This is a genomic window from Pseudonocardia hispaniensis, from assembly GCF_042658695.1.
Taxonomy (GTDB): domain Bacteria; phylum Actinomycetota; class Actinomycetes; order Mycobacteriales; family Pseudonocardiaceae; genus Pseudonocardia; species Pseudonocardia hispaniensis.
Window position 1 is genome coordinate 57,244 of sequence record NZ_JBHSQW010000031.1, and the last position, 26,346, is coordinate 83,589.

General features: G+C 73.2%; 24 protein-coding genes and 1 riboswitch. Of the genes, 17 read left to right on the plus strand and 7 right to left on the minus strand.

From position 1 onward, the window contains the following. Positions 1-62: 62 nt before the first annotated feature. From ACFQE5_RS14525 to ACFQE5_RS14540, 4 genes are all read left to right on the plus strand, one after another. Positions 63-1,724: a DNA repair helicase XPB gene (locus ACFQE5_RS14525; protein WP_379585461.1), complete on the plus strand. Its 1,662-nt coding sequence runs from the start codon at positions 63-65 to the stop codon at positions 1,722-1,724. Between the two features lie 369 nt (positions 1,725-2,093). Beyond that, complete coding sequence (locus ACFQE5_RS14530) at positions 2,094-3,287, plus strand: GAF domain-containing sensor histidine kinase (protein ID WP_379585463.1); 1,194 nt, start codon at positions 2,094-2,096, stop codon at positions 3,285-3,287. A gap of 14 nt (positions 3,288-3,301) precedes the next feature. Then, complete coding sequence (locus tag ACFQE5_RS14535; protein WP_379585690.1) at positions 3,302-3,907, plus strand: response regulator; 606 nt, start codon at positions 3,302-3,304, stop codon at positions 3,905-3,907. Between the two features lie 168 nt (positions 3,908-4,075). Further along, entirely contained in the window at positions 4,076-4,396 is a 321-nt protein-coding gene (locus ACFQE5_RS14540; RefSeq protein WP_379585465.1) for a PspC domain-containing protein, read from the plus strand. Between the two features lie 258 nt (positions 4,397-4,654). On the opposite strand, the gene groL is transcribed toward ACFQE5_RS14540, so the two are convergent. Together groL and ACFQE5_RS14550 are read right to left on the minus strand one after the other, a co-directional pair. Then, on the minus strand, positions 4,655-6,283 hold the full coding sequence (groL, locus tag ACFQE5_RS14545; protein ID WP_379585467.1) for a chaperonin GroEL: 1,629 nt from the start codon (positions 6,281-6,283) through the stop codon (positions 4,655-4,657). 309 nt (positions 6,284-6,592) lie between these two features. Further along, positions 6,593-6,796 (minus strand): cold-shock protein, encoded by a 204-nt coding sequence (locus ACFQE5_RS14550; protein WP_013677741.1) that lies wholly within the window; start codon positions 6,794-6,796, stop codon positions 6,593-6,595. Positions 6,797-6,931: 135 nt separating this feature from the next. Here ACFQE5_RS14550 and moeA point away from each other — a divergent pair, with 135 nt between their 5' ends. From moeA to ACFQE5_RS14570, 4 genes are all read left to right on the plus strand, one after another. Further along, on the plus strand, positions 6,932-8,161 hold the full coding sequence (gene moeA, locus ACFQE5_RS14555; RefSeq protein ID WP_379585692.1) for a molybdopterin molybdotransferase MoeA: 1,230 nt from the start codon (positions 6,932-6,934) through the stop codon (positions 8,159-8,161). A 361-nt stretch (positions 8,162-8,522) separates the two neighbouring features. Continuing rightward, on the plus strand, positions 8,523-9,263 hold the full coding sequence (locus tag ACFQE5_RS14560) for a phosphatidylserine decarboxylase (RefSeq protein WP_379585469.1): 741 nt from the start codon (positions 8,523-8,525) through the stop codon (positions 9,261-9,263). A 3-nt stretch (positions 9,264-9,266) separates the two neighbouring features. Further along, positions 9,267-10,253, plus strand: coding sequence for a CDP-alcohol phosphatidyltransferase family protein (locus ACFQE5_RS14565; protein ID WP_379585471.1), 987 nt, complete (start codon positions 9,267-9,269; stop codon positions 10,251-10,253). Between the two features lie 41 nt (positions 10,254-10,294). Beyond that, the gene (locus tag ACFQE5_RS14570; protein ID WP_379585473.1) at positions 10,295-12,586 is read left to right on the plus strand and encodes an AAA family ATPase; all 2,292 of its coding nucleotides are present in this window, start codon (positions 10,295-10,297) and stop codon (positions 12,584-12,586) included. Positions 12,587-12,646: 60 nt separating this feature from the next. On the opposite strand, the gene ACFQE5_RS14575 is transcribed toward ACFQE5_RS14570, so the two are convergent. Together ACFQE5_RS14575 and ACFQE5_RS14580 are read right to left on the minus strand one after the other, a co-directional pair. Next, positions 12,647-13,270, minus strand: a complete 624-nt coding sequence (locus ACFQE5_RS14575) for a LytR C-terminal domain-containing protein (RefSeq protein ID WP_379585475.1) — start codon at positions 13,268-13,270, stop codon at positions 12,647-12,649. Between the two features lie 65 nt (positions 13,271-13,335). Next, a complete protein-coding gene (locus ACFQE5_RS14580) occupies positions 13,336-13,644 on the minus strand; it encodes a DUF3263 domain-containing protein (RefSeq protein ID WP_379585476.1) in 309 nt (102 codons plus the stop codon). Between the two features lie 203 nt (positions 13,645-13,847). On the opposite strand from ACFQE5_RS14580, the gene ACFQE5_RS14585 reads away from it, so the two are divergent. Continuing rightward, the gene (locus ACFQE5_RS14585) at positions 13,848-14,420 is read left to right on the plus strand and encodes a peptide deformylase (protein ID WP_379585477.1); all 573 of its coding nucleotides are present in this window, start codon (positions 13,848-13,850) and stop codon (positions 14,418-14,420) included. A 74-nt stretch (positions 14,421-14,494) separates the two neighbouring features. Beyond that, positions 14,495-15,400 carry a S1C family serine protease gene (locus tag ACFQE5_RS14590; RefSeq protein WP_379585479.1) on the plus strand — a complete coding sequence of 302 codons (906 nt, stop codon included), beginning with the start codon at positions 14,495-14,497 and terminating at the stop codon, positions 15,398-15,400. A 40-nt stretch (positions 15,401-15,440) separates the two neighbouring features. Here ACFQE5_RS14590 and ACFQE5_RS14595 read toward each other — a convergent pair whose 3' ends face one another. Both ACFQE5_RS14595 and ACFQE5_RS14600 read right to left on the minus strand, forming a co-directional pair. Next, positions 15,441-16,079 carry a response regulator gene (locus tag ACFQE5_RS14595; RefSeq protein WP_379585481.1) on the minus strand — a complete coding sequence of 213 codons (639 nt, stop codon included), beginning with the start codon at positions 16,077-16,079 and terminating at the stop codon, positions 15,441-15,443. Beyond that, positions 16,076-17,266, minus strand: a complete 1,191-nt coding sequence (locus ACFQE5_RS14600) for a sensor histidine kinase (RefSeq protein WP_379585483.1) — start codon at positions 17,264-17,266, stop codon at positions 16,076-16,078. Before ACFQE5_RS14600 ends, ACFQE5_RS14595 begins: the two co-directional genes overlap by 4 nt. Positions 17,267-17,386: 120 nt before the next feature. On the opposite strand from ACFQE5_RS14600, the gene ACFQE5_RS14605 reads away from it, so the two are divergent. From ACFQE5_RS14605 to ACFQE5_RS14625, 5 genes are read left to right on the plus strand one after another with little or no spacing between them, the layout of a single operon-like run. After that, positions 17,387-17,524: a hypothetical protein gene (locus tag ACFQE5_RS14605; protein ID WP_379585485.1), complete on the plus strand. Its 138-nt coding sequence runs from the start codon at positions 17,387-17,389 to the stop codon at positions 17,522-17,524. 14 nt (positions 17,525-17,538) lie between these two features. Continuing rightward, on the plus strand, positions 17,539-18,216 hold the full coding sequence (locus ACFQE5_RS14610) for an ABC transporter ATP-binding protein (RefSeq protein WP_379585694.1): 678 nt from the start codon (positions 17,539-17,541) through the stop codon (positions 18,214-18,216). Then, positions 18,213-20,186 carry an FtsX-like permease family protein gene (locus tag ACFQE5_RS14615; RefSeq protein WP_379585487.1) on the plus strand — a complete coding sequence of 658 codons (1,974 nt, stop codon included), beginning with the start codon at positions 18,213-18,215 and terminating at the stop codon, positions 20,184-20,186. The genes ACFQE5_RS14610 and ACFQE5_RS14615 overlap by 4 nt, the downstream gene beginning before the upstream one ends. Next, positions 20,183-20,935 (plus strand): ABC transporter ATP-binding protein, encoded by a 753-nt coding sequence (locus ACFQE5_RS14620; protein ID WP_379585489.1) that lies wholly within the window; start codon positions 20,183-20,185, stop codon positions 20,933-20,935. The genes ACFQE5_RS14615 and ACFQE5_RS14620 overlap by 4 nt, the downstream gene beginning before the upstream one ends. Continuing rightward, positions 20,932-23,079 carry an FtsX-like permease family protein gene (locus ACFQE5_RS14625; RefSeq protein WP_379585491.1) on the plus strand — a complete coding sequence of 716 codons (2,148 nt, stop codon included), beginning with the start codon at positions 20,932-20,934 and terminating at the stop codon, positions 23,077-23,079. Before ACFQE5_RS14620 ends, ACFQE5_RS14625 begins: the two co-directional genes overlap by 4 nt. A 24-nt stretch (positions 23,080-23,103) precedes the next feature. On the opposite strand, the gene ACFQE5_RS14630 is transcribed toward ACFQE5_RS14625, so the two are convergent. Continuing rightward, positions 23,104-23,553 carry a nitroreductase family deazaflavin-dependent oxidoreductase gene (locus ACFQE5_RS14630; protein WP_379585493.1) on the minus strand — a complete coding sequence of 150 codons (450 nt, stop codon included), beginning with the start codon at positions 23,551-23,553 and terminating at the stop codon, positions 23,104-23,106. A gap of 149 nt (positions 23,554-23,702) precedes the next feature. Beyond that, positions 23,703-23,812: riboswitch (TPP riboswitch) on the plus strand. Between ACFQE5_RS14630 and thiC the strand changes: the two genes are divergently transcribed. Further along, entirely contained in the window at positions 23,802-25,448 is a 1,647-nt protein-coding gene (gene thiC / locus ACFQE5_RS14635) for a phosphomethylpyrimidine synthase ThiC (RefSeq protein ID WP_379585494.1), read from the plus strand. Its footprint overlaps the riboswitch before it by 11 nt. 41 nt (positions 25,449-25,489) lie before the next feature. Beyond that, positions 25,490-26,311, plus strand: a complete 822-nt coding sequence (gene thiD, locus ACFQE5_RS14640) for a bifunctional hydroxymethylpyrimidine kinase/phosphomethylpyrimidine kinase (RefSeq protein WP_379585696.1) — start codon at positions 25,490-25,492, stop codon at positions 26,309-26,311. Positions 26,312-26,346: the final 35 nt, after the last annotated feature.

The window sequence follows — 26,346 nt, forward strand, 5'->3', positions numbered from 1 at the left end:
CGGGGTGGTATCAACGACGGACGGTGCGGTCCTCGTAGCGGGCCGGCCAGCGAGGAGATGCGGTGACCGACGGACCACTGATCGTCCAGTCCGACAAGACGCTCCTGCTCGAGGTCGACCATGACAGCGCCGCCGCGGCGCGCGCCGCGATCGCGCCGTTCGCCGAGCTCGAGCGGGCCCCCGAACATGTGCACACCTACCGGGTCACCCCGCTGGCGCTGTGGAACGCCCGCGCCGCCGGGCACGACGCCGAACAGGTCGTCGACGCGCTGGTCCGGTACTCCCGGTACGCGGTGCCACAGCCGTTGCTCGTCGACATCGTCGACACGATGGGCCGGTACGGGCGCTTGCAGCTGACCAACTCGCCCGCGCACGGCCTGGTACTCGTCGCGCTCGACCGCGCGGTGCTGGAGGAGGTGCTCCGGCAGAAGAAGATCGCGCCGATGCTCGGGGCGCGCCTCGACGACGACACCGTCGTGGTGCATCCGTCCGAGCGTGGCCCGCTCAAGCAGGCCCTGCTGAAGATCGGGTGGCCTGCCGAGGACCTGGCGGGCTACGTCGACGGGGAGGCGCACCCGATCGTGCTGACCGAGGACGGCTGGTCGCTGCGGGACTATCAGCGTGAGGCCGTCGAGGGATTCTGGGCGGGCGGGTCGGGCGTCGTGGTGCTGCCCTGCGGGGCGGGTAAGACGCTCGTCGGCGCGGCCGCGATGGCGCAGGCGCAGGCCACCACGCTGATCCTGGTCACCAACACCGTCGCGGGACGGCAGTGGAAACGCGAGCTGATCGCGCGTACCAGCCTGACCGATGACGAGATCGGTGAGTACTCCGGCGAGCGCAAGCAGATCCGACCGGTCACGATCGCGACCTACCAGGTGATGACGCGCCGGTCGAAGGGCGAGTACCGGAACCTCGAGCTGTTCGACTCCCGGGACTGGGGCCTGATCATCTACGACGAGGTGCACCTGCTGCCCGCGCCGGTGTTCCGGATGACCGCCGACCTGCAGTCGCGCCGAAGGCTGGGGCTCACCGCGACGTTGGTGCGCGAGGACGGCCGGGAGGGCGACGTGTTCTCGCTGATCGGGCCCAAACGGTACGACGCGCCATGGCGCGACATCCAGGACCAGGGCTGGATCGCGCCCGCCGAATGCATCGAGGTCAGGGTGACGCTCACCGACGCCGAGCGCCTCGGCTATGCCACCGCGGAGGCCGCCGAGCGCTACCGGATGGCGTCCACGGCGCGGACCAAGCTGCCGGTGGTCAGGGCCATCCTCGACCGCCACCCCGGCGAACCCACCCTGATCATCGGGGCGTACCTGGAACAGCTCGACGAACTCGGCGCCGAGCTGGGCTGTCCGGTCATCCAGGGGGCCACGAGAACCTCCGAGCGCGAGGCACTGTTCGACGCGTTCCGTGCTGGTGAGCTGCGCATGCTCGTGGTCAGCAAGGTGGCCAACTTCTCCATCGACCTGCCCGAGGCCACGATCGCGGTGCAGGTGTCCGGGACGTTCGGCTCCCGGCAGGAGGAGGCCCAGCGGCTGGGCAGGCTGCTGCGGCCGAAAGGTGACGGCCGGCAGGCCCACTTCTACTCGGTGGTCGCCCGGGACACCCTCGACACCGACTATGCCGCGCATCGACAGCGGTTCCTCGCCGAGCAGGGCTACGCCTACCGGATCGTCGATGCCGACGACCTGCTCGGACCTGCCCTTCCTGAGTTTGGGTGACCCGAAGCCCTCAATCGTGAGGACTGCGCCCGGGGGTGGATCCGGGGACACTGGAGCCGTCGACTCATCGCGGGGGGGTGATCGCATCTCGGTCCTCGGCTGGATACTCGTCGGCGGGGCGGCCTGGGTGGTCGTCGCCGCGGTGACGGCGGTGCTCGTCGGCCGTGTCATCCGGTCGCGCGACCGGCAGGTGCCCCGCGATGACTCCCCGCGGCGCGGGGAGGATGTCGCGCCGAACCTCGATCGTCCGGATGACGGGAACGACGAAGCGCCGGTGGCCGACCGCCGGCGACACCGGGGCTGATCCGCCACCACCTGGCCGACGGCACCGCGTGGTGCGGCCGGGCCTCGGTATGCGATCGTCGCGGAGTGTCGTCGCGCCAGCGGGCCGCCCGCGAGCGGGCCCTCGACCAGCAGCGGTTGCTCGACGCGTTGTTCATCGAGCGCGACGGGCTGCTCGGCGTGTTCGACCGCGTCCTCGCGCTGCGCGGCACCGCCCAGGTGCTGCGCGATGCCGTGGGTGCCGACGTCGGGTTCGTCGCCGACCTCTCCGCCTCCGACGAGGTCGTCATCCGATGGCTGTCGGGAAACCGCACCGACTCCCTGCAGGACCTGGTGGTTCCGATCGGGCAGGGGGTCGGGGGCCGGGTGCTGGCGCTGGGTCGTCCGGTCCGGGTCAGCGACTACGTGAGTGCGGCGAGCATCACCCACCCGCGGCATTTCGACACCGCGGTACAGGCAGAGGCGCTGGGGGCGATGCTCGCGGTGCCCATCCTCGACGGGGTGCGCACGATCGCGGTCGCCTACGCCTCGCTGCGCGGGCCAGGGGAGTTCGGCGACCGGTCGGTGCGGACGATGGAGGGGATCGCGGCCGAGGCGGCGAGGGCGCTCCGGCTGGCGGCGCTGGCCGAGGCGGGTCGCAAGGACGCGGTGTCCGCGGAGCGCAGGCGGATGCAGGCCTCGTTGCACGACTCGGTCGGCGCGATGCTGTTCTCCATCGGCGCGCAGGTCCGCGACCTGCGCAGCTCGCTCATCGACAACCCGGCGCTCGGGAACCGGCTCGGCCAGTTGGAGGCCGACATCTCCGCGGTGTCGGCCGCGCTGCGTGAGGCGCTGCTCGCGCTCGCGGAGTCCAGCCCCGAGCGCGCCCTGCCCGTCGAGCTCGCGGAGCATTGCCGCAGCTTCGAGGCCCGGACCGGGGTGCCCGCCCGGTTCGTCCAGCTCGACGAGGTGCCGCCGCTGGATGCCGAGCGCACCAGCCTGCTCACCGGTGTGGTGCGCGAGGGCCTGCTCAACGCCGAGAAACATGCCCGCCCGCGGACGGTCATCGTCAGTCTCGGCGCGGTGGAGGGTGGGATCCAGGTAGCGGTGGCGGACGACGGCGACGGGCTCCGCGCCGGGGGCGCCGCCGATCCTGCGGAGTCCTCCGGGCTCGGCCTGGCGATGTTGGCCGAGCGGGCAGCACGGCTGGGTGGCAGGCTCAGCCTCGTGCACGCGGAGGACGAAGGCGCGACACTGCGGATCATGTTGCCGCTGCCCCCGGAGGACGGGGGTGTCCGGTGAACACGGCCAGGGTGATGGTGGTCGACGACCATCCGGTGGTGCGCGACGGTGTCGCGTTGCTGCTGCGCGGCGAGCCTGCGCTGAGCGTCGTCGGCGCGGCGGAGTCGGGCCGCGTCGCCCTGCATCGGGCCCGCACGCTGCGCCCCGACCTCGTGCTGCTCGACCTGCGGCTGCCGGACATGCTCGCCCCGGAGGTCGTGGTGGGGCTGCGGAAGGTGTGTCCGGCCGCCCGCATCGTCATCTTCACCGCGCACGGCGACCACCACGGTGTCCAGGCTGCGCTCGACGCCGGGGCGCACGGTTGCCTGGTCAAGGACGCGGCGGGCACCGACCTCGTCTCGGCGCTGCGCCGGGTGCTGCGTGGCGAGCGCGTCATCGATCAGCGGATGGTCCCCGGTGGGAGCGGAGACCGGGCGGCGGTGGCGCGCAGCGGACTGACCCGAAGGGAGTACCAGGTCCTCCGGCTCGCGGCGCAGGGCCGCACGAACCCGGAGATCGCGGAGTCCACCGGTCTGGCGCGCAACACCGTCAAGACCTACCTGCAGTCGGCGCTGCACAAGCTCGGAGCGCGCAACCGCGTCGAGGCCATCGGCAAGGCCAGCGAGGCCGGGCTGCTCTGACACCAGCGCGTTGTGGAGCCATGACGCCGTCCGGCGGCGCCTCACCAGCGCGTTGTGGAGCCATGACGCGCTCGGGGCCGCCTGCAGAGCGGGCTCGGGGTGAGCTCCGGGCCGGGATCGGGGTCGTCCCGGAGGTTGCGGGCGCGCCGCGGGGTCATGCTCGGTGGTATGGAACAGACCACCGATGCCACCGCCCGCCCTACGACCTCCGGCCCCGAGACCGAGTTCGCGGCCCCGTACGCCGCGCTCCCGCCCGGCCCCTCGCCCGCGCCGTCGGCCGGGCCCTCGACCACCGAGGACAAGCGCTTCACGCTCCGCCGCAGCCGCACCGACCGGATGCTCGGTGGCGTCTGCGGCGGCCTGGCCGAGAGCCTCGGCGTGGACGCCGCGCTGATCCGGATCCTCCTCGTCGCGCTCACCGTGCTCGGTTTCGGTGCCGGCGTGGTGCTCTACGTGGCGGCCTGGATCCTGGCCCCGGAAGCCGACTGACGGTGTGACCACCGCAAGGGGCCAGGTCGTTGGCCGTCCGAAGTGGACTTATCCCGACCGTGCCGTCCGCTGTGAGGACCTCGTCGGTGAAGAGCCGCGACCGCCGGACGACCGGCCCGAGCCTGCTCCGTGGAGGCCGATCCGGGGGGAGGTGCGTTGCCGACGCCGGCACCTCCCTCGCGGCGATGACCTCCGGGAACGCCACAGGGGCGGCACCCGCGAACGGATGCCGCCCCTGTCAGGACGTGCCGGACGGACTCAGAAGTCCATGCCGCCCATGTCGGGCGCGCCGCCGCCGGCCGGGGCCGCGGCCTTCTCCGGCTTGTCGGCGATGACGGCCTCGGTGGTCAGGAACAGACCAGCGATCGAAGCGGCGTTCTGCAGCGCCGAGCGGGTGACCTTGGCCGGGTCGATGATGCCGGCCTTGATCAGGTCCTTGTACTCGCCGGTCGCGGCGTCCAAGCCCTCACCGGCGCTCAGCCCGCGAACCTTCTCGGCCACCACGCCGCCCTCCAGACCGGCGTTGATCGCGATCTGCTTGAGCGGGGCCTCCAGCGCCACCTTGACGATGTTCGCCCCGGTGGCCTCGTCCCCGTCCAGCCCCAGGCCCTCGAACAGCCCGGCGCCGGCCTGGATCAGGGCCACGCCGCCGCCGGCGACGATGCCCTCCTCCACCGCGGCCTTGGCGTTGCGCACGGCGTCCTCGATGCGGTGCTTGCGCTCCTTGAGCTCGACCTCGGTGGCCGCGCCCGCCTTGATCACCGCGACGCCGCCGGCCAGCTTGGCCAGCCGCTCCTGCAGCTTCTCGCGGTCGTAGTCGGAGTCGGTGCGCTCGATCTCGGAGCGGATCTGGTTGACCCGCCCGGCGATCTGGTCGGCGTCTCCGGCGCCGTCGACGATGGTGGTCTCGTCCTTGGTCACCACCACCTTGCGGGCCCGGCCCAGCAGCGACAGGTCGGCGTTCTCCAGCTTCAGCCCGACCTTCTCCGAGATCACCTCGCCACCGGTCAGGATGCCCATGTCGGTGAGCATGGCCTCGCGGCGGTCCCCGAAGCCCGGGGCCTTGACCGCGACGGACTTGAAGGTGCCGCGGATCTTGTTGACGACCAGGGTGGCCAGGGCCTCGCCCTCGACGTCCTCGGCGATGATCGCCAGCGGCTTGCCGGTCTGCATGACCTTCTCCAGCAGCGGGAGCAGGTCCTTGACCGTCGAGATCTTGGAGCTGACCAGGAGGACGTACGGGTCCTCGAGCTCGGCCTCCATCCGCTCGGCGTCGGTCACGAAGTAGGGCGAGATGTAGCCCTTGTCGAAGCGCATACCCTCGGTGAGCTCCAGCTCCAGCCCGAAGGTCTGCGACTCCTCGACGGTGATCACGCCTTCCTTGCCGACCTTGTCCATCGCCTCGGCGATCAGCTCGCCGATCGAGGGGTCGGCGGCGGAGATCGACGCGGTAGCCGCGATCTGCTCCTTGGTCTCGACCTCCTTGGCGGTCTTCAGCAGCTGCTGGGACACCGCCTCGACGGCCTTCTCGATCCCACGCTTGAGCGACATCGGGTTGGCCCCGGCAGCCACGTTGCGCAGCCCCTCGCGGACCAGCGCCTGGGCCAGGACGGTGGCGGTGGTGGTCCCGTCACCGGCGATGTCGTCGGTCTTCTTGGCCACCTCCTTGACCAGCTCGGCCCCGATCTTCTCCCACGGGTCCTCGAGCTCGATCTCCTTGGCGATCGACACACCATCGTTGGTGATGGTGGGTGCGCCCCACTTCTTCTCCAGGACGACGTTGCGGCCGCGCGGGCCGAGTGTCACCTTGACGGCGTCGGCGAGGGTGTTCATGCCGCGCTCGAGCCCGCGGCGCGCTTCCTCGTCGAACGCGATCTGCTTCGCCATGAGGGTGTGGTCCTCCGGTTGGGATGACTCGTGACGTCGAGCCCGGCGCCCGCGACGGACGACCGGCAACCCTGCGCCGGCCTCACCGACCCGACTCTGGCACTCCAACATGCCGAGTGCTAGAGCCGTTTTTAGCACTCGGGGTAGGCGAGTGCAAGGCGACCCCCTCGCGCCGGAATCCCCGCGAGGACCAGGTAGTGGCCCACGTCCCGGTCCTCGGGGACGGCGGTCCGCACGACGCCGCAGGGGGCCGGTCCCAGCTGGGACCGGCCCCCTGCGGCGTGCGACATCGGTCGTAGCGTCCGCGGCTCAGATGCGGCGGACCGCCTCGGCCTGACTACGGCCGTCCCGGCCCGCCGTCGTTTCGAACTCCACCCGATCGCCCTCGTCGAGCGTGCGGAACCCGTCGGCCTGGATCGCCGAGTAGTGAACGAAGACATCCGGCCCGCCGTCAGTGGCGATGAAGCCGTAGCCCTTCTCGGAGTTGAACCATTTGACCGTGCCCTGAGCCACGGCACCTCCTGTTGTTGCGAACGAACGGGTTCGACGCTACCGCAGTTCCGGTGGCTCGGCGCCGCTGATTCGAGACGGGATGTGTCGTGGGCTCCGCCCTGATGGGCATGCGGTCGGCGGACCCGGCAAGATGCGATCGTGACCAGCTCTCGTCCGCCGCGCAGCGTTGCCGAGCACCAGGCCGTCGTCGCCGCGTTGGTGCCTCCCGCTCCCGTCCACGTGGTGCCGCTGGTCGAGGCCCGCGGTCTCGTGCTGGCGACCGACCTGATCGCGCCGATTGCGCTGCCGCCCTTCGACAACTCCGCGATGGACGGCTATGCGGTGCGGGCGGCCGACGTGGCGGGTGCCACGGCGGAGCGTCCGGTGGAGCTCCCGGTGGGCGCCGACATCCCGGCGGGCCGCACGGACGTGCCCGCGCTCGAGCCGGGTACCGCGCACCGAATCATGACCGGCGCTCCGCTGCCCGCCGGTGCCGACACGGTGGTCCAGGTCGAGCTGACCGACCGTGGTCTGCGCCGGGTACGGATACAGCACGGTCCGCCCGCCGGTGCGTTCGTGCGCCGGGCAGGCGAGGACGTCGCAGCGGGGGCGGTGGTGCTGCCCGCCGGAGTGGTCCTCGGTTCGGCCCAGATCGGGCTGGCGGCCGCGGTCGGTTCGCCGACGGTCCAGGTGCGGCGCCCGCCGCACGTGCTCGTGCTCTCGACCGGCTCGGAGCTCGTCGCCCCGGGCGCCGAGCTGCGACCGGGTCAGATCTACGAGTCGAACGGCCCGATGCTGGCCGCCGCGGTGCAGGACGCGGGGGGGCACGCCGAGCTGTTGCGCTTCGTCCCCGACGACGTGGCGCAGTTCACGAAGGTCCTCGACGAGCGCATCGCCGAGGGTGTCGACCTCGTGCTCACCTCCGGTGGGGTCAGTGCGGGCGCCTACGAGGTGGTCAAGGACGCGCTGACCGGCCGCGGCGTGGAGTTCGTCAGGGTTGCCATGCAGCCGGGCGGGCCGCAGGGCGCGGGCCGGCTCGATGGTTCCGGTGTGGCGGTGGTGACGCTGCCGGGGAACCCGGTCAGCTCGCAGGTCTCGTTCGAGGTGTTCGTCCGCCCGGCCCTGCGCGCCGCGCTCGGCCACCCGCATCCGCGGCGGCCCGTTGTGACGGCCCGGTTGGCCGAGCCGATGGACTCGCCAGCGGGTAAGCGGCAGTTCCGCCGCGGCATCCTCGACGCCGCCGACGGGACGGTCCGGGAGGTGGGTACCGCGGCATCGCATCTGATCGGCGCGCTTGCCCGGGCCGACTGTTTGATCGTCCTCCCGGAGCAGGCGACCACCATCGAAGCGGGTGCGCAGGTCGAGGTCTGGCTGCTCGAGGGGTGAACGATCACTCAAAGAGTGGTACAGATCACACGCAATGTGTGCAACATTTACCACATACGCACCGTCATACACGCAGACGCTCGGCCAATCGTGCGGATCGTGGGGTTGCCCACCCTGTTATCTGGACGACGCCCGGGCGCTGGGGGAATACTTCTGAAGCGCGGGGGGTACCTACCTCTTGACGCAACGGACCTACCGCCCGTCGCTGGGGAGCGGACGAGCGGTTCCACGGCCGGGGTCGCTGTCTCGGGGGACAGCGGCCCCGGCCCTTTTGTATGGGACGTATCGCGTACGGTGGCCGCCGTCACCCGGCGCGAAACACTGCCGATGCGTTCCTCTCCTCAGGAGTCGACCCGCCGCAATGTCCGAACACAACGGAAGTACGCAGATCGCGAACACACCGGCAGGGACGTCCGTGGGGCATATCGCCGGGCTGGTCCGGGCGGCGGTACCGCCCATGCACCCCGGAGGTAGGCCGGTCGTGGCCGCGGTCGCGGCCGGCGCAGCCCTGATCCGGCTGATCACCGGCCGTGGTGGTCTCCTCGGGGCCGCCGCCACCGCCGCCACCGCCGCTTTCTTCCGGGAGCCCCGCCGGGTTCGTCCACCGCGCGCCGGTGTGGTGCTCGCCCCCGCCGACGGCACCGTTGCAACGGTCGCCGAGGTCTTGCCGCCGCCCGAGCTGGGACTGCCCCGGGTGCCCACGCCCCGGGTCAGCGTCTTCCTCTCCCTGCTCGACGTGCACGTGCAACGCATCCCCGTGGACGGCCGGGTACGCGCCGTGGAGTACCGCCCCGGCGCGTTCCTCTCCGCCGACCTGGACAAGGCAAGCGAGGACAACGAGCGCAACGCGGTGCTCATCCAGACCGCCGACGGTGCCCGGGTCGGGGTCCTGCAGATCGCCGGACTGCTGGCCCGGCGGATCGTGTGCGACGTCCGGCCCGGCGCCGAGGTGGCTGCGGGTGAGACCTATGGCCTGATCCGCTTCGGTTCCCGGGTCGACACCTATCTACCGCTGGGCGCGCGGCCGCTCGTCGCCGTCGGGCAGCGCACGATCGGGGGGGAGACGGTCCTCGCCGAGCTCCCCCTCGACCAGGCGGGCTGAGCGATGCCCAGCTACGTCGCCGGGATCCGGCTGCTGCCCAACGCCGTCACCGTTCTCGCGTTGTGCGCCGGGCTCTCGGCGGTGCAGTTCGCCCTGGCCGGGCGCTTCGAGCTCTGTGTGGCCGCCGTCGGGGCCGCCGCGCTGTGCGACGCCCTCGACGGGGGCCTCGCCCGGCTGCTCGACGCCAGCTCCAAGATCGGCGCCGAGCTCGACTCGTTGTCCGACCTCGTCTCCTTCGGGGTCGCGCCGGCCCTCGTGTTCTACATCTGGCAGCTGGGGGGCAACCGGTTCGGCTGGATCGTCGCGCTGATCTTCGCCGTCTGTATGGCGCTTCGGCTGGCCCGCTTCAACTCCGTCCTCGAGGACACGTACCGGCCGCCGTACGCCAAGGAGTTCTTCGTCGGGGTCCCTGCCCCGGCCGCCGCCCTGGTCTCGGGCGTCCCGCTGTACCTGTGGCTGCACTTCGGGCCGGGCTGGTGGTCCACCCCGCTCACGATCGGGCTGTGGGTGCTGGTCGTGGCCGGGCTCATGGTGAGCCGGATACCGACCCTGTCGCTGAAGGCGGTCCGGGTCTCGCCGCGGCTGATCGTGCCGCTGCTCGTGCTGGTCGGTCTGGCCGCGGCGGTCCTGCTGACGGCCCCGTTCCTCGGGCTCACCGTCGTCGCCCTCGGATACCTGGTGCTGATGCCGTACACCGTGTACCGGCACCACTGGCTGTCTCGGCATCCCGAGGCGTGGAACGTCCCTGTCCGGCAGCGTCGTGCCGTCGCCAGGGCCGCTCGCTCCACCCGTAGGCTCGGGCTGCGTCCGCCGTTGCGCCGCCGGGTCGCCGGTTCGGCGAGCGCCGTCGCGCGAGTGGTGCGCAGGCGCGGGTTCGAGGACCGGCTCGAGGCCCGTAACGGCCAGTCCGGTCTGGCCATCACGACCACCCCGGACGCCACTGAGCCGGGGCAGCGCGCCCGCAGGCGGCTGGGGCTGCGCCGCCGCTGACTCGGCGCCGCCGGACTCGGCGCGGCCGCTAGCGTGAGGGGGTGTCCACGCCTGAGATCACCCTGGTCGCCCGTCTGTCCGCCGCGGCCACCGACGCCCGGCGCGGCGTGGTCCGCCTGCACCCCGAGATCCTCGACGCCCTCGGGCTGCGGTCCTGGGACGCGGTCACTCTCACCGGCTCGCGTATCACGACGGCGCTGGCCGCCGCCGCGGGCCCGGACACCCCGCCTGGTCAGGCCCGCCTGGACGACGTGACGCTGTCCAACGCCGGGCTCACCGACGGCGCGCCCATCGTCGTGGCGCCCGCGCCGGTCACCCCCGCCGTTCGGGTGCTGCTCGCGGGGTCCGTGCTCGCCCGCGGCATCCCGCCGGAGACGTTGCGGCTCGCACTCATGGGCAAGGTGCTGACCACCGGCGACGCCGTCTCGCTGCTGCCCCAGGACATCGAACCCCCGCCCGGTGCCGACCTGACCGCCACCCGGCGCGGCCTGGCCACGGCGGTCGGTGGCGGGTGGACGAGCGAGTTGCTGACCGTGGTGGCCGCCGAGCCCGCCGGGGTCGTCGCGGTGCAGCCCTCGACGGTGGTCGGATGGCAGGACGGGCCGACGACCGGGGAGCCCGGACCGCACCCGTCGGCCCGGCCGGTCGCCGTGGCGGGGCCGCATAACGGCCGCATCCTCGTCCCACCGGTCAGCGAACCCCCCGCCGAACGGGTTCCGGCCGTCGATGAGCTGGCCGGGAACGTCGACCGGGCCCGCCGACTCGTCGAATGGCTGGAACTGACCTTCACCCGTCCCGAGTTGCTGGAGCGGCTCGGCGGAACGCCCCGGCTCGGGGTGCTCGTGGCGGGTCCGGAGGGCGTGGGCAAGACGACGCTGGTGCGCAGCGCGGCGGCCGCGGTCGGCGCGGGCTGCCAGGAACTGGCCGCCCCGGCCGCGGCCGCGCTGGAGCCGGGCGCGGCGGCCACCCGGGTGTACGAGGTGATCGACGCGGCCCGCGCCGCCGTCCTCGCCGGCACCCCGATGGTCCTGCTCATCACCGACATCGACGCGCTGCTGCCGGCCGCGGCACCGCCGCCGCTGGCCACGATCGTGCTCGACGCGCTGCGCGCGGCGGTCGGCATCCCCGGCCTTGCGCTCGTCGCGACCACCGCGGCACCGGAGGCCCTCGACCCGCGGCTGCGGGCGTTCGAGCTCGTCGACCGAGAGCTGAGCCTGGCGTTACCCGACACGCGGACCAGGTCCGAACTGCTGCGCAGGTTGCTGGCCGGGGTGCCACTGGCCGCGGACGTCGACCTGCAGGCCATCGCCGAGCGGGCGCCCGGCTTCGTCATCGCCGACCTCATCGCGGTGCGCCGGGAGGCCGCGGTCCAGGCGGCGCTGCGGCACCGGGACCAACCGATCCCGGCCGACACCGATCCGCCCGCAGACGCCCCGCTGACCCAGCCGCGGATCCATCAGCAGGATCTGCTGGACGCCGTCGGCGCTGTGCGTCCGATCTCCATGTCCTCGTCGGACACGCTGCAGACCGGCGGGATCACCCTGGACCAGGTCGGCGACATGGCCGACGTCAAGCAGGCGCTCACCGAGGCGGTGCTGTGGCCGCTGCGCTACCCCGACTCGTTCGCCCGTCTCGGCGTGGCGGCGCCACGCGGGGTCCTGCTCTACGGCCCGCCCGGGTGCGGCAAGACGTTCCTGCTCCGCGCGCTGGCCGGGACCGGGCAACTCAACGTGCTGTCGGTGAAGGGAGCCGAACTCCTCGACAAGTACGTGGGGGAGTCCGAGCGCGCGGTCCGCGAACTGTTCCGCAAGGCCGCCGACGCCGCGCCCACTCTGGTGTTCCTCGACGAGGTCGACGCCCTGGCCCCCCGGCGCGGCGCTTCCGCCGACTCGGGGGTGGCCGACCGCGTCGTTGCGGCGCTGCTCACCGAGCTCGACGGGGCCGAGCCGTTGCGTGACGTGATCGTGGTCGGCGCGACGAACCGTCCCGAACTCATCGACCCGGCCCTGCTGCGTCCTGGACGGCTGGAGCGGCTCGTCTATGTGCCGCCGCCGGATGCAGCCGCGCGCGCGGAGATCCTTCGTGCCGCCGGGCGCAACACCCCGCTCGCCGCGGAGGTCGACCTCGACGCGCTCGCCGGCGAGCTGGAGGGCTACTCCGCGGCCGACTGTGCCGCCGTGCTCCGTGAGGCGGCGCTCACCGCGATGCGGGAGTCGCTGGACGCCGCCGAGGTCACGGCCGCGCATATCGCCGCGGCCCGCGCCGCGGTCCCGCCGTCGCTCGACCCGCTCCAGCTCGCCGAGCTCGCGGCCTACGCCGAACGCCGACGCTGAGGGCCGGGCGCGGCGACCGGCATCGCGCCGGTCGCCGCCTGCGATTCCGGGCGCTGGAGATCAGCGGCGCTGGTAGTCGTTGGTGACGATGACGATCAGACCGGGGCTGGCGTCGGCGAGCCCCTCGAATCGCGGCTCGACGCGCATCCCGAACTGGCGGCCGAGCGCCTGGGCGGCGGCCTGCTCGTCGCTACCGGGCCGGTAGTAGACGGTGGTGGTCGGGATGATGCCGCTGGGGTAGTTGGCGACGTTGGTCACCTGCCATCCCGAGCCGCGGAAGTCGTCGGCGGCTCGGGCGGCGAGCCCGGTGATCGTGCTGTTGTTGTAGACCCGGACGGGTGCCCGGACGATCCCGGCGCCCTCGTGGGAGCCCGCGCCCTGGGCCAGGACACCCGATCCTGCGCCCGCCGGGGCGGGGGCGGCCGCCGTGGTCGGCGGGGCGGCGATGCCATCAACGGGGCCGAATGACGGAACGGGGACCTGGCCGTCGGTGGACCTGGACGCGCTCTCGGGCGCGGTGCCGGTGACCGACGCGCTGGACGGCGCGGCTGCGGGCGGGGCCTGGTCGCCCCCGGCGGTCAGCGACGCCAGCCCGATCACACCGGCCACGACGCCGACGCCGAGCAGGGCGAAACCGCCGATGCGCAGCGGCGAGGAGCCCCCGGGCGAATCCGGTTCGGACACAGCAACCTCCGTCTGCGCTGGGCCATCAGGCTTCGGACATCGTGATCGACGTGATCACTGTGCCGTTACCAGGGCTCGATTCCCAGGCGACGCGCCGCACGGGTGCGTTGCCGACCGGCGCGCAACCTGCGCAGCCGCTTGACGAGCAGAGGATCCGTGGCCAGTGCCGCGGGCTTGTCGATGAGTGCGTTGAGCACCTGGTAGTAGCGCGTCGCCGACATGTCGAACAGTTCGCGGATCGCCTGTTCCTTGGCGCCCGCGTACTTCCACCACTGAGCCTCGAAGGCGAGGATCTCATGCTCCCGGCGCTCGAGTTCCTGGTCCGGGCTGCCGACCGGGTTCGCGGCCCGGCTGGGTTCCGTGGCGGACTCCATCACGCTCCTCGGACATCACTGCGCTGCTGGCCTACCCGCCGAATGACAGGGCTGTCGTTCGGCGGCGGTCATTAGACCACGCGACTCCGACAACAAGGGGTCAGGGACGCGCCGATCCACCGGGTTCGAATCGCGACCGTGACAAAGACGGCCCGGTGGCCCCGCTGAAGGTTCGGCATGACCGGCGACCGTAGTCTTCGGGTGTGACAGTTCGCCCCATCCGGATCTTCGGCGACCCCGTCCTGCATACCCCGGCCGCCCCGGTGGAGGCGTTCGACGATGCTCTGCGCGAGCTGGTCGAGGACATGTTCGACACGATGGCCGCCGCGCACGGTGTGGGGCTCGCGGCCAACCAGATCGGGGTCGGGCTGCGGGTGTTCGTCTATGACTGTCCCGACGAGGCCACGCGCACGATCAGGCGCGGCGTCGTCGTCAACCCCGTGCTGGAGACGTCGGAGATCCCGGAGACGATGCCCGACCCGGACGACGACGAGGAGGGTTGTCTCTCGGTGCCCGGCGAGCAGTTCCCGACCGGCCGGGCAGACTGGGCGAGGGTGACCGGGGTCGACGCCGACGGCAAGCCGGTCGAGGTGGAGGGGCGCGGGTTCTTCGCCCGCTGCCTGCAGCACGAGACCGATCACCTCGACGGAATCGTGTATGTCGAGCGCCTCATGGGGCGCAACGACCGCGCCGCCCGCAAGGCGCTGCGGCGCCACGGGTGGGGGGTGCCGGGGCTGTCGTGGGATCCGGCCGTCCAGCGGGCCGAGGAGGTCTGAGACCCGCGGGAACACGCCGTCTCGGCCTGACGTTCTGCAGCTGCAACGATGTAAGTGCGGCAAGGGTGGTCGTGATGGACGAGCTCGATGCCTACTCCAGGACGGTCAGCGCAGTGGCCGCCGAGCTCATCGGGCGGGTGGCCGCGGTCCGGATGTCTCGCGGCACCGGATCCGCCGTGGTCATCGGGCCCGACGAACTGCTCACCAACGCGCATGTGGTGGGCGAGGGGCACAGCGGTCATGTCGACTTCGTCGACGGCTCCGAGGTCCCGGTCCGGGTCGCAGGCTCCGACCCGCTGTCCGATCTGGCGCTGCTGCGCGCACGCACCGTCGCCGGACTGCCCGAACCCGTCCGGCTCGGGGATGCCGATCGGCTCGTCGTCGGGCAGCTCGTCGTCGCGGTCGGCAACCCGCTCGGCCTGGCCGGGTCGGTGACCGCGGGTGTGGTCAGCGCGCTGGGGCGATCGCTGCCGACCCGCAGCGGGCAGGCCGGGCGGGTGGTCGAGGACGTCATCCAGACCGACGCCGCGCTCAACCCCGGTAACTCCGGCGGCGCGCTCGCCGACTCCCACGCCCGTGTCGTCGGCATCAACACCGCGGTGGCGGGCGCGGGGCTCGGCCTGGCCGTCCCGGTCAACGCGACGACGCTGCGGATCGTCGATGCGCTGCGTACCCACGGCCGGGTCCGCCGGGCCTATCTCGGGGTGGTGGGCCGCCCGGCGCCGGTGCCTGCGGCGGTGGCCGAACGCTGCGGGCGGCGCACGGGGCTGAAGCTGGCGGAGGTGATCCCGGGTAGCCCCGCGGCCCGGGCCGGCCTGCGCCCCGGTGATCTCGTGCTGGACGTCGGCAGGCGTCCGGTTCACGACGCCCAGGGCGTCCAGCGGCAGCTCTTCGGCGATGCCATCAACACACCGCTTCCGGTCACCGTGCTGCGCAACGGTGCGATGGTGGACGTCATCGCCGTTCCCACCGAACTGTGAGTGCGTAACAGTGTTCTAACACTGTTACGCACTCACAGCGCTAGCTGACCAGGCCGTTCTCCCAGGCCCACGCGGCGACCTCCACCCGGTTACGGGCGGCGAGCTTCGTGTGCACGTTGGCCAGATGCGTCTTGACCGTGGACAGCGAGACGAACAGCTCGGCCGCGATCTCGGCATTGGTGCGGCCGCGGGCCACGGCGCGCACCACGTCGAGCTCGCGCGGCGAGAGCGCATCGGTCCGGGCGAGCGCGGGGCGGGCGGGTTTGGCGAGCTGCTCGAGCAGCCGCACCGTCACCGACGGCGAGACCAGCGCATCCCCGGCCGCCGCCGCCCGCACCGCCTCCACCAGCAGCCGCGGCCCTGCGTCCTTCAGCAGGAACCCGCAGGCGCCGGTGCGCAGCGCGCCGTAGACGTATTCGTCGAGGTCGAACGTCGTGACGACGACGACCCGCGGCGGCTGCGGATCGGCCATCAGCTGCCGGGTCGCCTCGATCCCGTCGAGCTCGGGCATCCGGATGTCCATCAGCACCACGTCCGGACGCAGCTCGCGGGCCAGCCGCACCGCCTCGACGCCGGTGCCCGCCTCGCCGACGACCTCGAAGCCCTCGGCGCCGAGGATCAGCCGGAACCCGGTCCGCACCATCTCCTGGTCGTCGGCCAGCAGCACCCGCGTGGTCACCGCCCCGACCCCGGACCGGTCAGCGGCAACCGGGCGGCGACGGTCCACACCCCGGGGCCGGTCGGCCCCGCGGTCAGGGTGCCATCCAGCGCGGCGACCCGCTCGGCCATCCCGACCAGCCCGAACCCGCCGGTGCCGCCGAGCGGCCCCCCGGAGGCCTGGGCGCGGACGCCGTCATTGCGCACCGACACGAGCAACGCGTCCTCCCGGATCCGGATCTCGATCTCCACGACCGCCGCGGCGAGTGCGTGCCTACGGACGTTGGTCAAAGCCTCCTGCACCACCCGGTAACCGGTCGCGGCGACCCCCGCGGGCAGCATCGCGTGCTCCATCCCGGGGTCGGTGCGCAGCCGCACCAGCGTGCCGTCCGGGTCGAAGCGCTCGACGAGAGTCCGCACGCCGACCAGGTCGGCGCCGGGTGTCCGGCCGCCCTCGTCGTCGACGGAGCCGTGCTCGCCGCGCAACACCCCGACCATCCGGCGCATCGCGGCGAGCGCATCCCCGCCGGCATGCTCGATCGCGGCCAGCGCCCGATCGACCTCCTCCGGCGAGCGGCGGGCGACCACGCTCGCGGCCTGAGCGGCCACGACGATCCCCGTGACGTGATGGGCGACGACGTCGTGCAGCTCGCGGGCCAGCTCGAGCCGCTCGGCCGTGCGCACGTCCGACAGCTGGGCCCGGCGCCGGGTGTCGGCCTCGCGCAGTGCCAGACCGATGGCCATCGCGCCGCCCCAGCCCAGGGTCGACAACAGCGTGAACGCACCGGCTGTGGTCCCGATCTCGCCGCGCAGGTACGCCGAGCCCACGATCGCCGCAGCCGAGGCGAACCCCACCGTGATCGCCGTGCGGTGCGGCGCGACGCGCAGCACCGTGATCGTCATGACGGCGAGGGCGAGCTGTTCGGTGAACGACAGCGTCGGGCGCCCGAACACCGCGGCGACGGCGGTGACGGTCAGCGAGGACCCGAACACGACCGTCGCAAGGGGGGCGACATCGACCCGGGGGCGGTGCCGCAGCAGCACGAGCGCGGCGATCGACGCGCCGGTCAGCGGGGTGAGCGCGCCGAGCGGACCGGTCGAGACGATGGAGACGGTGTCGATGAGCAGCCAGAACCCGTAGCCGAGCAGTTCGCCGGTGAGGAGCAGGTGCCGGGACAGCCGGGCCGCCCGGCGGGGTTGGCCGACCACGACGCGGAGCCTAGATCGGGGAGACGGTGCCGCACCCTCGGCCGAAAGTACGAGCCGGCGCCGCACGATCGATCCTTCGCCCGAAGCGCCTGCCGGGCCCGCCAGGGGATCGTCGCGGCCATGGACGTGATGGTGACCGGCGCCTGGGGTGTCGGGGTGCTGCTGCTGGTCGTGATGGCCGTGCTGCCATGGCTGGAACTGCTCGTCGGCGACGGAGCACGGCACGGTCACCGGGCGCGCTCGGGGGGCGCCCGGTGACCGCGGCACAACCGGTGCTGGCCGCCAGCGGGGTGACCAAGCGGTTCGGCGCGGTGACGGTGCTGGCCTCGGCCACGGTGACGGTGCACCGCGGCGAGACGGTCGCGGTGACCGGGCCGTCGGGGTCGGGGAAGTCGACGCTGCTGCACTGCCTCGCGGGGATCCTCGTTCCCGACGAGGGTCGGGTGCTCCTCGACGGTGAGCGGATCGATGATCTGTCCGACGAACGGCGAACCGCGTTGCGCCGCAACCGGTTCGGCTTCGTCTTCCAGTTCGGGCAGCTGCTGCCCGAGCTCCCCGCCGTGGAGAACGTCGCGCTGCCGCTGCTGCTGGCCGGGATGGCGCGCCGGGAGGCGGTCGCCAGCGCTGCCCAATGGTTCGGCCCCCTCGGCCTCGCCGGGCTGGAGCAGCGCAGGCCCGGCCAGCTCTCCGGCGGCCAGGAACAGCGGGTCGCGATCGCACGGGCGCTCGTGGCCCGGCCCGCCGTGGTGTTCGCCGACGAGCCGACCGGCGCGCTCGACTCGGTGACCGGAGGACAGACCGTCGCGCTGCTCACCGGGCTGGCCCGCCGCACCGGCACCGGACTCGTCGTTGTCACCCACGACGCCGAGGTCGCCGCCGCCTGTGACCGGACCGTCGTCATCCGCGACGGCCGGATCGCGACCGCCGGGCTTGCCGAGGCCGCACCGTGATCGCCCTGAGCCTGCGGCTGCTGCGCGCAGGTGGACGCTCCGCCTGGGCGGCCGCGGGCCTGGTCGCGACGGGGGTGGCGGTGGCGACGGCGCTGCTGGCGTTCGCGCTCGGCACGCTGCACGGCCTGGACGCCCGGGAGCAGCGGACGGGCTGGCGCACTCCGGCCGCGGCGCCACCCGGCACCGCCCCGGTCGCCCGGCTGCTCGTGCGCACCGACCACGTCGCCGACCGCGCCATCCAGCAGATCGACATCGTCGACCCGCGTCCGGACGCGGCCGGACCACCCGGGCTGCCCCGGATGCCGCGGCCCGGTGAGCTGTGGGTCTCGTCCGCGCTGGCCGAGTTGCTGCGCAGGACGCCCGCCGACGCGCTCGCCGCGCGCTACCCGGTGACGGTGCCCACCGGAGTGATCGGCGATGCCGGGCTGCTCGGGCCGGACGAGCTGGTCGCCGTCATCGGACGCCCCGCGGGCGACCCGGTGCTGACCGCGCCGGTCCGATCCGAGGTGGTCGCGGTCGCCGGGTTCGACCGCCCCGGCGAGGGCTTCGGGCTCGCCGAGGCCTACCGCCAGCTCACCTATGTGGCCCTCGCGCTGCTGGGCTTCCCCGTCGCGAGCCTGCTCGGGGCGTCGGCCCGGCTGAGCGCGGCCCGGCGCACCGAGCGGCTGGCCACGCTCAGGCTGCTCGGCGCGTCGCGGCGGCAGGTCACGGTAGCGGCGGTGACCGAGGTGACGGCGGTGGCCGCCGGGGCGGCCGTGCTCGGAATCGCCGCGGAGTGGCTGCTGGCGCCCGTGATCGCCCGGATCTCGCTGGCGGGCAGCACCTGGTTCTCCGCCGACGTCCGCCCCGCGCCGCTGGCCGCGCTCGCCGCGTTGGCCTGCGTGACGCTGCTGGCGGCCGGGTCCGCCGTCGGTGGGCTGCGCCGGGTCGTGATCACCCCGCTCGGCGTCGTCCGGCGGGACCGCCCGCAGGGCGCGCGGCTGGTGCGGCTGATCGGCCTCGCCGCGGGCGTCGCGGTGTTCGTGCTCGCGAGCCAGGCGATCGGAGCCGCGCCGTCCAACCTCGTCGGGCTGGTGTTCGGGATCGGGGTGCTGGCGTTGTTCGGGGCGAGCTCGCTGATCGGGCCGCTGGTCGTGCGACTGCTCGGCGGCGTGCTCGCCCGCCGCGCCCGCTCGGCGCCCGCGCTGCTGGCCGGGCGCCGGCTGCTCGACGACCCCAAGGCGGCCTTCCGGCCGCTGGCCGGGGCGACCCTCGCCGTCTTCGTCGGCGCCTTCCTGGCCCCGCTGACGGCGATGCTCCCGGGCGGGTCGGGCGAGGACCCGGACACGCTGTGGGTCCGGGTGCCCGCCGAGCGGGGCGCGGCGGTGACGGCGGCGGCCGCGCAGCGGCTCGACGCGCTGGGCATCGCGGCGCAGGTGGGCCCGCCCGGGACGGGCCTCCGGGAGGGGACGGTCGCCGTTCCCGTCCGCCCCGCCGATGCGGCCGACCGCGACCGCGCCCGCACCGCGCTGGGCGTGCTCGTCCCCGGCGTGCTCGTGCGCACCGACGAGGAGGCCGTTACCGAGGAGACCGTGCTGCTCGGCGACGTGCGCCGCGGCACCCTCGTCGTGCTCGTCGGCACCCTCGTGATCGCCGCGACGGCCACCGGCACCGCGGCCGCCGCCCGCGTCCTGGACCACCGCAGGCCGCTGCGGATGCTGGCGCTGGCCGGCACCCCGCTGCGGGTGCTCGACCGGGCACGCCGGGCCGAGACGGTGCTGCCGATGCTCGTCAACGCCGGGATCGCGCTGGCCCTCGGCCTGCTGTGCGCTTCCCCGTTCGCGGGGCCGACCACCGGGTCGGCGCCGTCGGGGCTGGTGCTGTTCGGCGGCGTGCTGCTCGGCGGCTTCGCCCTCGTCCTCGCCGCGTCGGCGGCCAGCCGCCCGCTCCTGCGATCCGTGACAACCCATACCGTTCAGGAGGACGTGTGACGACCCTCGACCCGCCGCGGCACGCCGTGTCGGCCGCATCCGCCGTGGACCTGGTGAAGATCTACGGGCACGGCGGCGCGGCCGTGCGCGCCCTCGACGGGGTGAGCCTGGAGATCCCGGCCGCGCGCTTCACCGCGATCATGGGCCCGTCCGGCTCGGGCAAGTCGACGCTGATGCACTGCCTGGCCGGGCTGGACACGCCGACCTCGGGCCAGGTCCTGCTCGGCGGCACCGACCTCGGCCGCTGCCGCGACGCCGAGCTGACCGCGCTGCGCCGCGACCGGATCGGCTTCGTGTTCCAGTCGTTCAACCTGCTCCCGCAGCTCACCGCCGGCCAGAACATCGACCTGCCGGCCCGGTTGGCCGGCCGCCGCGTCGATCCGGCGTGGCGGGCGCGGCTGGTCGAGCTGCTGGGGATCGGCGACCGGCTCACCCACCGCCCGGCGCAGCTGTCCGGTGGTCAGCAGCAGCGGGTGGCGGTCGCGCGGGCCCTGCTGGGGCGGCCCGATGCCGTGTTCGCCGACGAACCCACCGGCAACCTCGACACCGCCAGCGGGCACGAGCTGCTCGAGCTGCTGCGGACCTCGGTGCGCGAGTTCGACCAGACCGTCGTCATGGTCACCCACGATCCGGTCGCGGCGTCGTTCGCGGACGCGGTGGTGCTGCTGCGCGACGGGCGGCTCGCCGGTGCCGTCGCCGATCCGCGGCCCGAGACCGTCGTCGAGGCGCTGGCGAGGGTGACGGCGTGAACGCTGCATCCGCGGCGCTGCTCGCCGAGACCCGAAGGCGTCCGGGGCGGCTGCTGCTGACGGGGCTGGCCGTCACGGTCGCGACGGTCTTCGCCGCGGGCACGCTGCTGCTGGGCGAGACGATGCGCAGCTACCTCACGGCGACGAGCATGCAGACGCCGACCGCGGCCGCCGCCGTCGTGCTGCCGGAGCGCCTGCCCGACGCCGCGCGCGCCGATCTGGTCGACCGGGTCGCCGCCGTCGACGGCGTCACCGCGGCGGTGGGGGTGTGGACGCGCTTCGCCTCGGTCCGCGGCCCCGGGGTGGCCGGGATGTGGCGGCTCGGGTCCGACCCGATGGGCGGGCCGCTGACCCGGCTGCCGAGCGGAGCGCAGGAGGGGCGGCTACCCGCCGCCGGCGACGAGGTCGCGGTGGGCGCGGGCACCGCGGAGCGCACGGGGGTGCGCCCCGGTACCCGGCTGGTCGTCGAGTCTCCGACGTCACCGCGTCAGGTGGTGGTCACCGGCGTCGTCGCGTTGCCCACCGAGGCGGTCAACAGCCTGATCGCGCTGCCGCATGCGGTGGCGACGCTCGGCGGCACGCTGGACCAGGTGGACGTCACCTCGTCCGAAGTGGACGCGGAAATCACGATCGGCGCCGTGCTCGGCGCCCCGGATGCCGTGCGCACCTCGGCCGAGCAGCGCGCGGCGGAGGCGCGCCAGGCCTCGGGCACGGTGGATGCGGTGCTGGCCGGGGTGTCGGTGTTCGCGGGTCTGGCGCTGGTCGCGGCCGCGGTCGTCGTCGCCTCGACGTTCCGCATCGTCCTCACCCAGCGCCGCACCCAGCTCGCCCTGCTGCGGTGTGTCGGGGCCGGTCGAGGCCAGCTCGTGCGCGCCGTGCTGGCCGAGGCGACGGTGTCGGGGGTGGTCGCGGGCGTGCTGGGTGCCGGCGTGGCGGTGGCGGCGGGCTACGCGCTGGTCAGTGCGTTGCGGCTGGGTGGCCTGGACGCGCCGGCGCTGGTCGTGCCGTGGCCCGGGATCGCCGCGGCGGGCCTGATGGCCGTGGCGGCGACGGTCGTCGCCGCGCTGGTCCCCGCCGTCGCGGCGGGCCGGACACCGCCCGTGGCGGCGCTGGGCGCAGCCGGTGCCGCGGAGACCGGCGTTCCGCGCCGCGGCCCGCGGGTCATGGTGGCCGCCGGGCTGGGCATGGTCGCGGCCGGGCTCGCCGTCCTCGCCGTGACCGGCGGGGGCGGCGAACTCGCGCTGGTGATGCTGGCGGTCTCGGGGCTGGTGGGGTTCGCGGCGCTCGTCGCGTCGGGGCCGCTGCTGGTCGGAGCGCTCGTGGCGACGGCCGGGCGGGCGGTCGCGGCGCTCGGCAGAGGCCCCGGCCGGCTCGCGGTGGCGAACGCGAGGCAGGTGCCGCGCCGCACCGCGGCCACCATCGCGGTACTCACCCTCGGCGTGGGGCTGACCTCCGCGCTGCTCGTCGCGCTGGCCCAGACCGAGGCCGGTGCGCAGCGCACGATCGCCCGGCAGTTCCCGACCGAGATCATCGTCACCGCGTCGGATCCCGGCAGCGTGGCGGCGCTGGCGCGGCGGCTCGGGACGCACCCGGCGCTGCGCGTGCGGGCCGAGGCGGAGCAGGTGCTCATCGACCCGGCGCCCGGTGTGGACATCGCCGCGGCCCGCGGCGCCGTCGACCGCGCGCTGGGGCCCGATGCCCTCGTGAGCTACGCGGGTGATCTCCGGGCGGAGCTGGAGTCCACTCTGGCCACCGCGCGGCTGATCGGGCTGGGTCTGGTGGGGATGACGGTGCTCGTCGCAGTGGTCGGCGTCGGGGTGACGCTGATGCTGTCGGTCACCGAGCGGACCCGGGAGACGGGCCTGCTGCGGGCCGTCGGGCTCACCCGCCGCGGGGTCCGGTCGATGATCGCCTGGGAGGCGGCGCTCTGCGGGCTCGCCGCGGCCGTGGTCGGGGCGCTGATCGGCGCGGCGTACGGGCTGCTGGGGGTGCGCGCCCTCGACGCCGGTCTGGAGTCGTGGACGATCCCGTGGTCGCAGCTGGCCGTGGTGGTGGCCGGGATCGTGACGACGGCGGTGCTCGCCGCGGTCGCGCCGGCCGTCCGAGCCGGCCAGACCCCGCCAATCGTCGCTGTGAGTGCGTAACAGTGTTAGAACACTGTTACGCACTCACAGGTCGGTGTGACCTGCGGGTTCGAGAACGAAGACCGGGATGATCCGGTCGGTCTTGGTCTGGTAGTCGGCGTAGGCCGGGAAAGCCGCGACGGCGCGCTCCCACCACTGGGCCCGCTCCTGGCCGCTCACCTCACGGGCGACGTACTCGCCGGTGACGGCGCCGTCCTGTAACTGCAGGCGCGGCTCGGCCTTGACGTTGTGGTACCAGGCCGGATGCGTGGGGGCCCCGCCGCGCGAGGCGACGATCGCGTAGGAGCCGTCGTGTTCCACCCGCATCAGCGGCACGAGGCGTAGCTTGCCGCTCTTCGCGCCGCGCATCGTCAGCAGGACCACGGGGCTGCCGTTGATCTCGACGCCGTCGGTGGTGCCGGTCTCGAGGATCGTCTCGGTCTGCTTGCGCACCCATGCGGTCGGGCTCAGCGCGTACGCAACGTTCACGCTCATATGCCCCGAAACCCGTTCCTGGCGGTGGCTATTCCGGGCGGGGCCGGTGGCGTGGCGCTCCTGCGCGTCCGAACGGTGCCGAGCGTGACGTGCGCCGGGAGGGGCCGTGGTACCGAGCCGGTCTGGTGCCCGTTACGGTCGGGAGACACGTGAACACGCGCGGGAGCTCGTAACTCAGCGGGCTGAGAGGGCGGCTGGTGCCGCCGACCGCAGAACCTGTCCGGGTAATGCCGGCGTAGGGAGGAAGCATGACCTCGTCGTTCCTGCAGGACGCGACCGTCCGCCCGACGATCACCACGGGCCCGATCCATGGCTCGCGGAAGGTCTATCTCGACGGTCCGGACGGACTGCGGATCCCGGTGCGCAGGGTGGCGCTGTCCACCGGCGAGCACCACGACGTCTACGACACCTCGGGCCCGTACACCGACCCGGGCGCACAGCTCGACATCCGCGCCGGGCTGCCCCGGGTGCGTGAGCCGTGGATCGCGGCCCGCGAGCCGATCGGCGGCGCGGTCACCCAGCTCGCCTATGCGCGGGCCGGCGTCGTCACGCCCGAGATGCGGTTCATCGCGATCCGCGAGGGCATCGACGTCGAACTCGTTCGCTCGGAGGTGGCGCGCGGGCGGGCCGTGATCCCGGCCAACCGCAATCACCCCGAATCCGAGCCGATGATCATCGGCAAGCGGTTCCTGGTGAAGGTCAACGCCAACATCGGCAACTCCGCGGTGACCTCCTCGATCGAGGAGGAGGTCGACAAGATGGTGTGGGCGACCCGTTGGGGCGCCGACACGGTGATGGACCTGTCCACCGGCAGGAACATCCACGAGACCCGGGAGTGGATCCTGCGCAACTCCCCGGTGCCGATCGGCACGGTGCCGATCTACCAGGCGCTGGAGAAGGTGAACGGGGATCCGGCGAAACTCTCCTGGGAGATCTACCGCGACACCGTGATCGAGCAGTGCGAGCAGGGCGTCGACTACATGACCGTGCACGCGGGCGTGCTGCTGCGCTATGTCCCGCTCACCGCAAAGCGGGTCACCGGGATCGTCTCCCGCGGTGGGTCGATCATGGCCGCCTGGTGCCTTGCGCATCACCGCGAGTCGTTCCTCTACACCCACTTCGAGGAGCTGTGCGAGATCCTGCGGACCTACGACGTCACGTTCTCCCTCGGTGACGGGCTGCGTCCCGGCTCGATCGCCGACGCCAACGACGAGGCCCAGTTCGCCGAGCTGAAAACCCTCGGCGAGCTCACCGCGATCGCGCGCGCCCACGACGTCCAGGTGATGATCGAGGGTCCCGGCCACGTCCCGATGGACAAGATCGCGGAGAACGTGCGGCTGGAGGAGGAGTGGTGCGACGAGGCGCCGTTCTACACCCTCGGTCCCCTGGCCACCGACATCGCGCCCGGCTACGACCACATCACCAGCGCCATCGGCGCGGCCACGATCGCCCAGCACGGCACGGCGATGCTCTGCTACGTCACCCCCAAGGAGCATCTGGGCCTGCCCGACCGGGACGACGTCAAGACCGGTGTGATCACCTACAAGATCGCCGCACACGCGGCCGACCTGGCCAAGGGGCATCCGCGGGCCCAGGCCCGCGACGACGCACTGTCTCAGGCGCGCTTCGAGTTCCGCTGGGCCGACCAGTTCGCGCTGTCGCTCGACCCGGACACCGCGCGGTCCTTCCACGATGAGACCCTGCCCGCCGAGGCGGCGAAGACGGCGCACTTCTGCTCGATGTGCGGCCCGAAGTTCTGTTCCATGAAGATCACCCAGGACGTTCGGGACTACGCCGAGGCGCACGGGCTGACCAGCGTCGAGGCGATCGAGGCCGGAATGGCGGAGAAGGCGCGGGAGTTCACCGGACGCGTCTACCTTCCGGTGACGGAGTGAGGAGCGTGGAACGGCCGATCGGAACCGCCCCGCCGCGCGCGATGACGATCGCGGGCACCGACTCGGGTGGTGGTGCCGGGATCGCGGCCGATCTGCGGACGTTCGCCGCCTGCGGGGTGCACGGCTGCCTCGCGGTCTGCGCGGTGACCGTGCAGAACTCGGTCGGCGTGACCGGGGTGCATCCGATCCCGCCCGAGACGGTCGCCGCCCAGATCACGAGCGTGGCGAGCGATATCGGCCTGGACGCGGTGAAGACCGGGATGCTGGCCGGGGCCGAGATCATCGCGGCGGTGGCCGACGCCTGCGACGCGAACGGTATCGGCGCGGGCCGGGCCACCCCGCTGGTGATCGACCCCGTCGCGGCGTCGATGCACGGCGACCAGCTGCTCGCCGACTCGGCGCTGGACTCGTTCCGCACCCTGCTGTTCCCGCGGGCCACGGTGGTCACCCCCAATCTCGACGAGGTGCGGCTGCTCATCGGCATCGATGTGCATGACCGTGCGGGCCAGTACGAGGCGGCGAAGGTGCTGCACGGGCTGGGTCCGCGGTTCGTCCTGGTGAAGGGCGGACACCTGCGTGAGGACACCGACCGCTGCGTCGACCTGCTCTATGACGGACGCACGTTCACCGAGCTTGCGGGCCCGCGCTTCGACACCGGCAACACGCACGGCGGTGGCGACTCGATGGCCGCGGCGATCGCGTCCGGTCTGGCCCGTGGGATGTCGCCGCCGGAAGCGGTCGCGTTCGGGAAGCGCTACATCGTCGAGGCCGTCCGGCACTCCTATCCGCTCGGTGCCGGGCACGGTCCCGTGTCGTCGCTCTGGACGCACCGTCCCTGGTGGAGCGACCCTGTGAGTGCGTAACAGTGTTCTAACGCTGCTCCGCACTCACGGTGGGG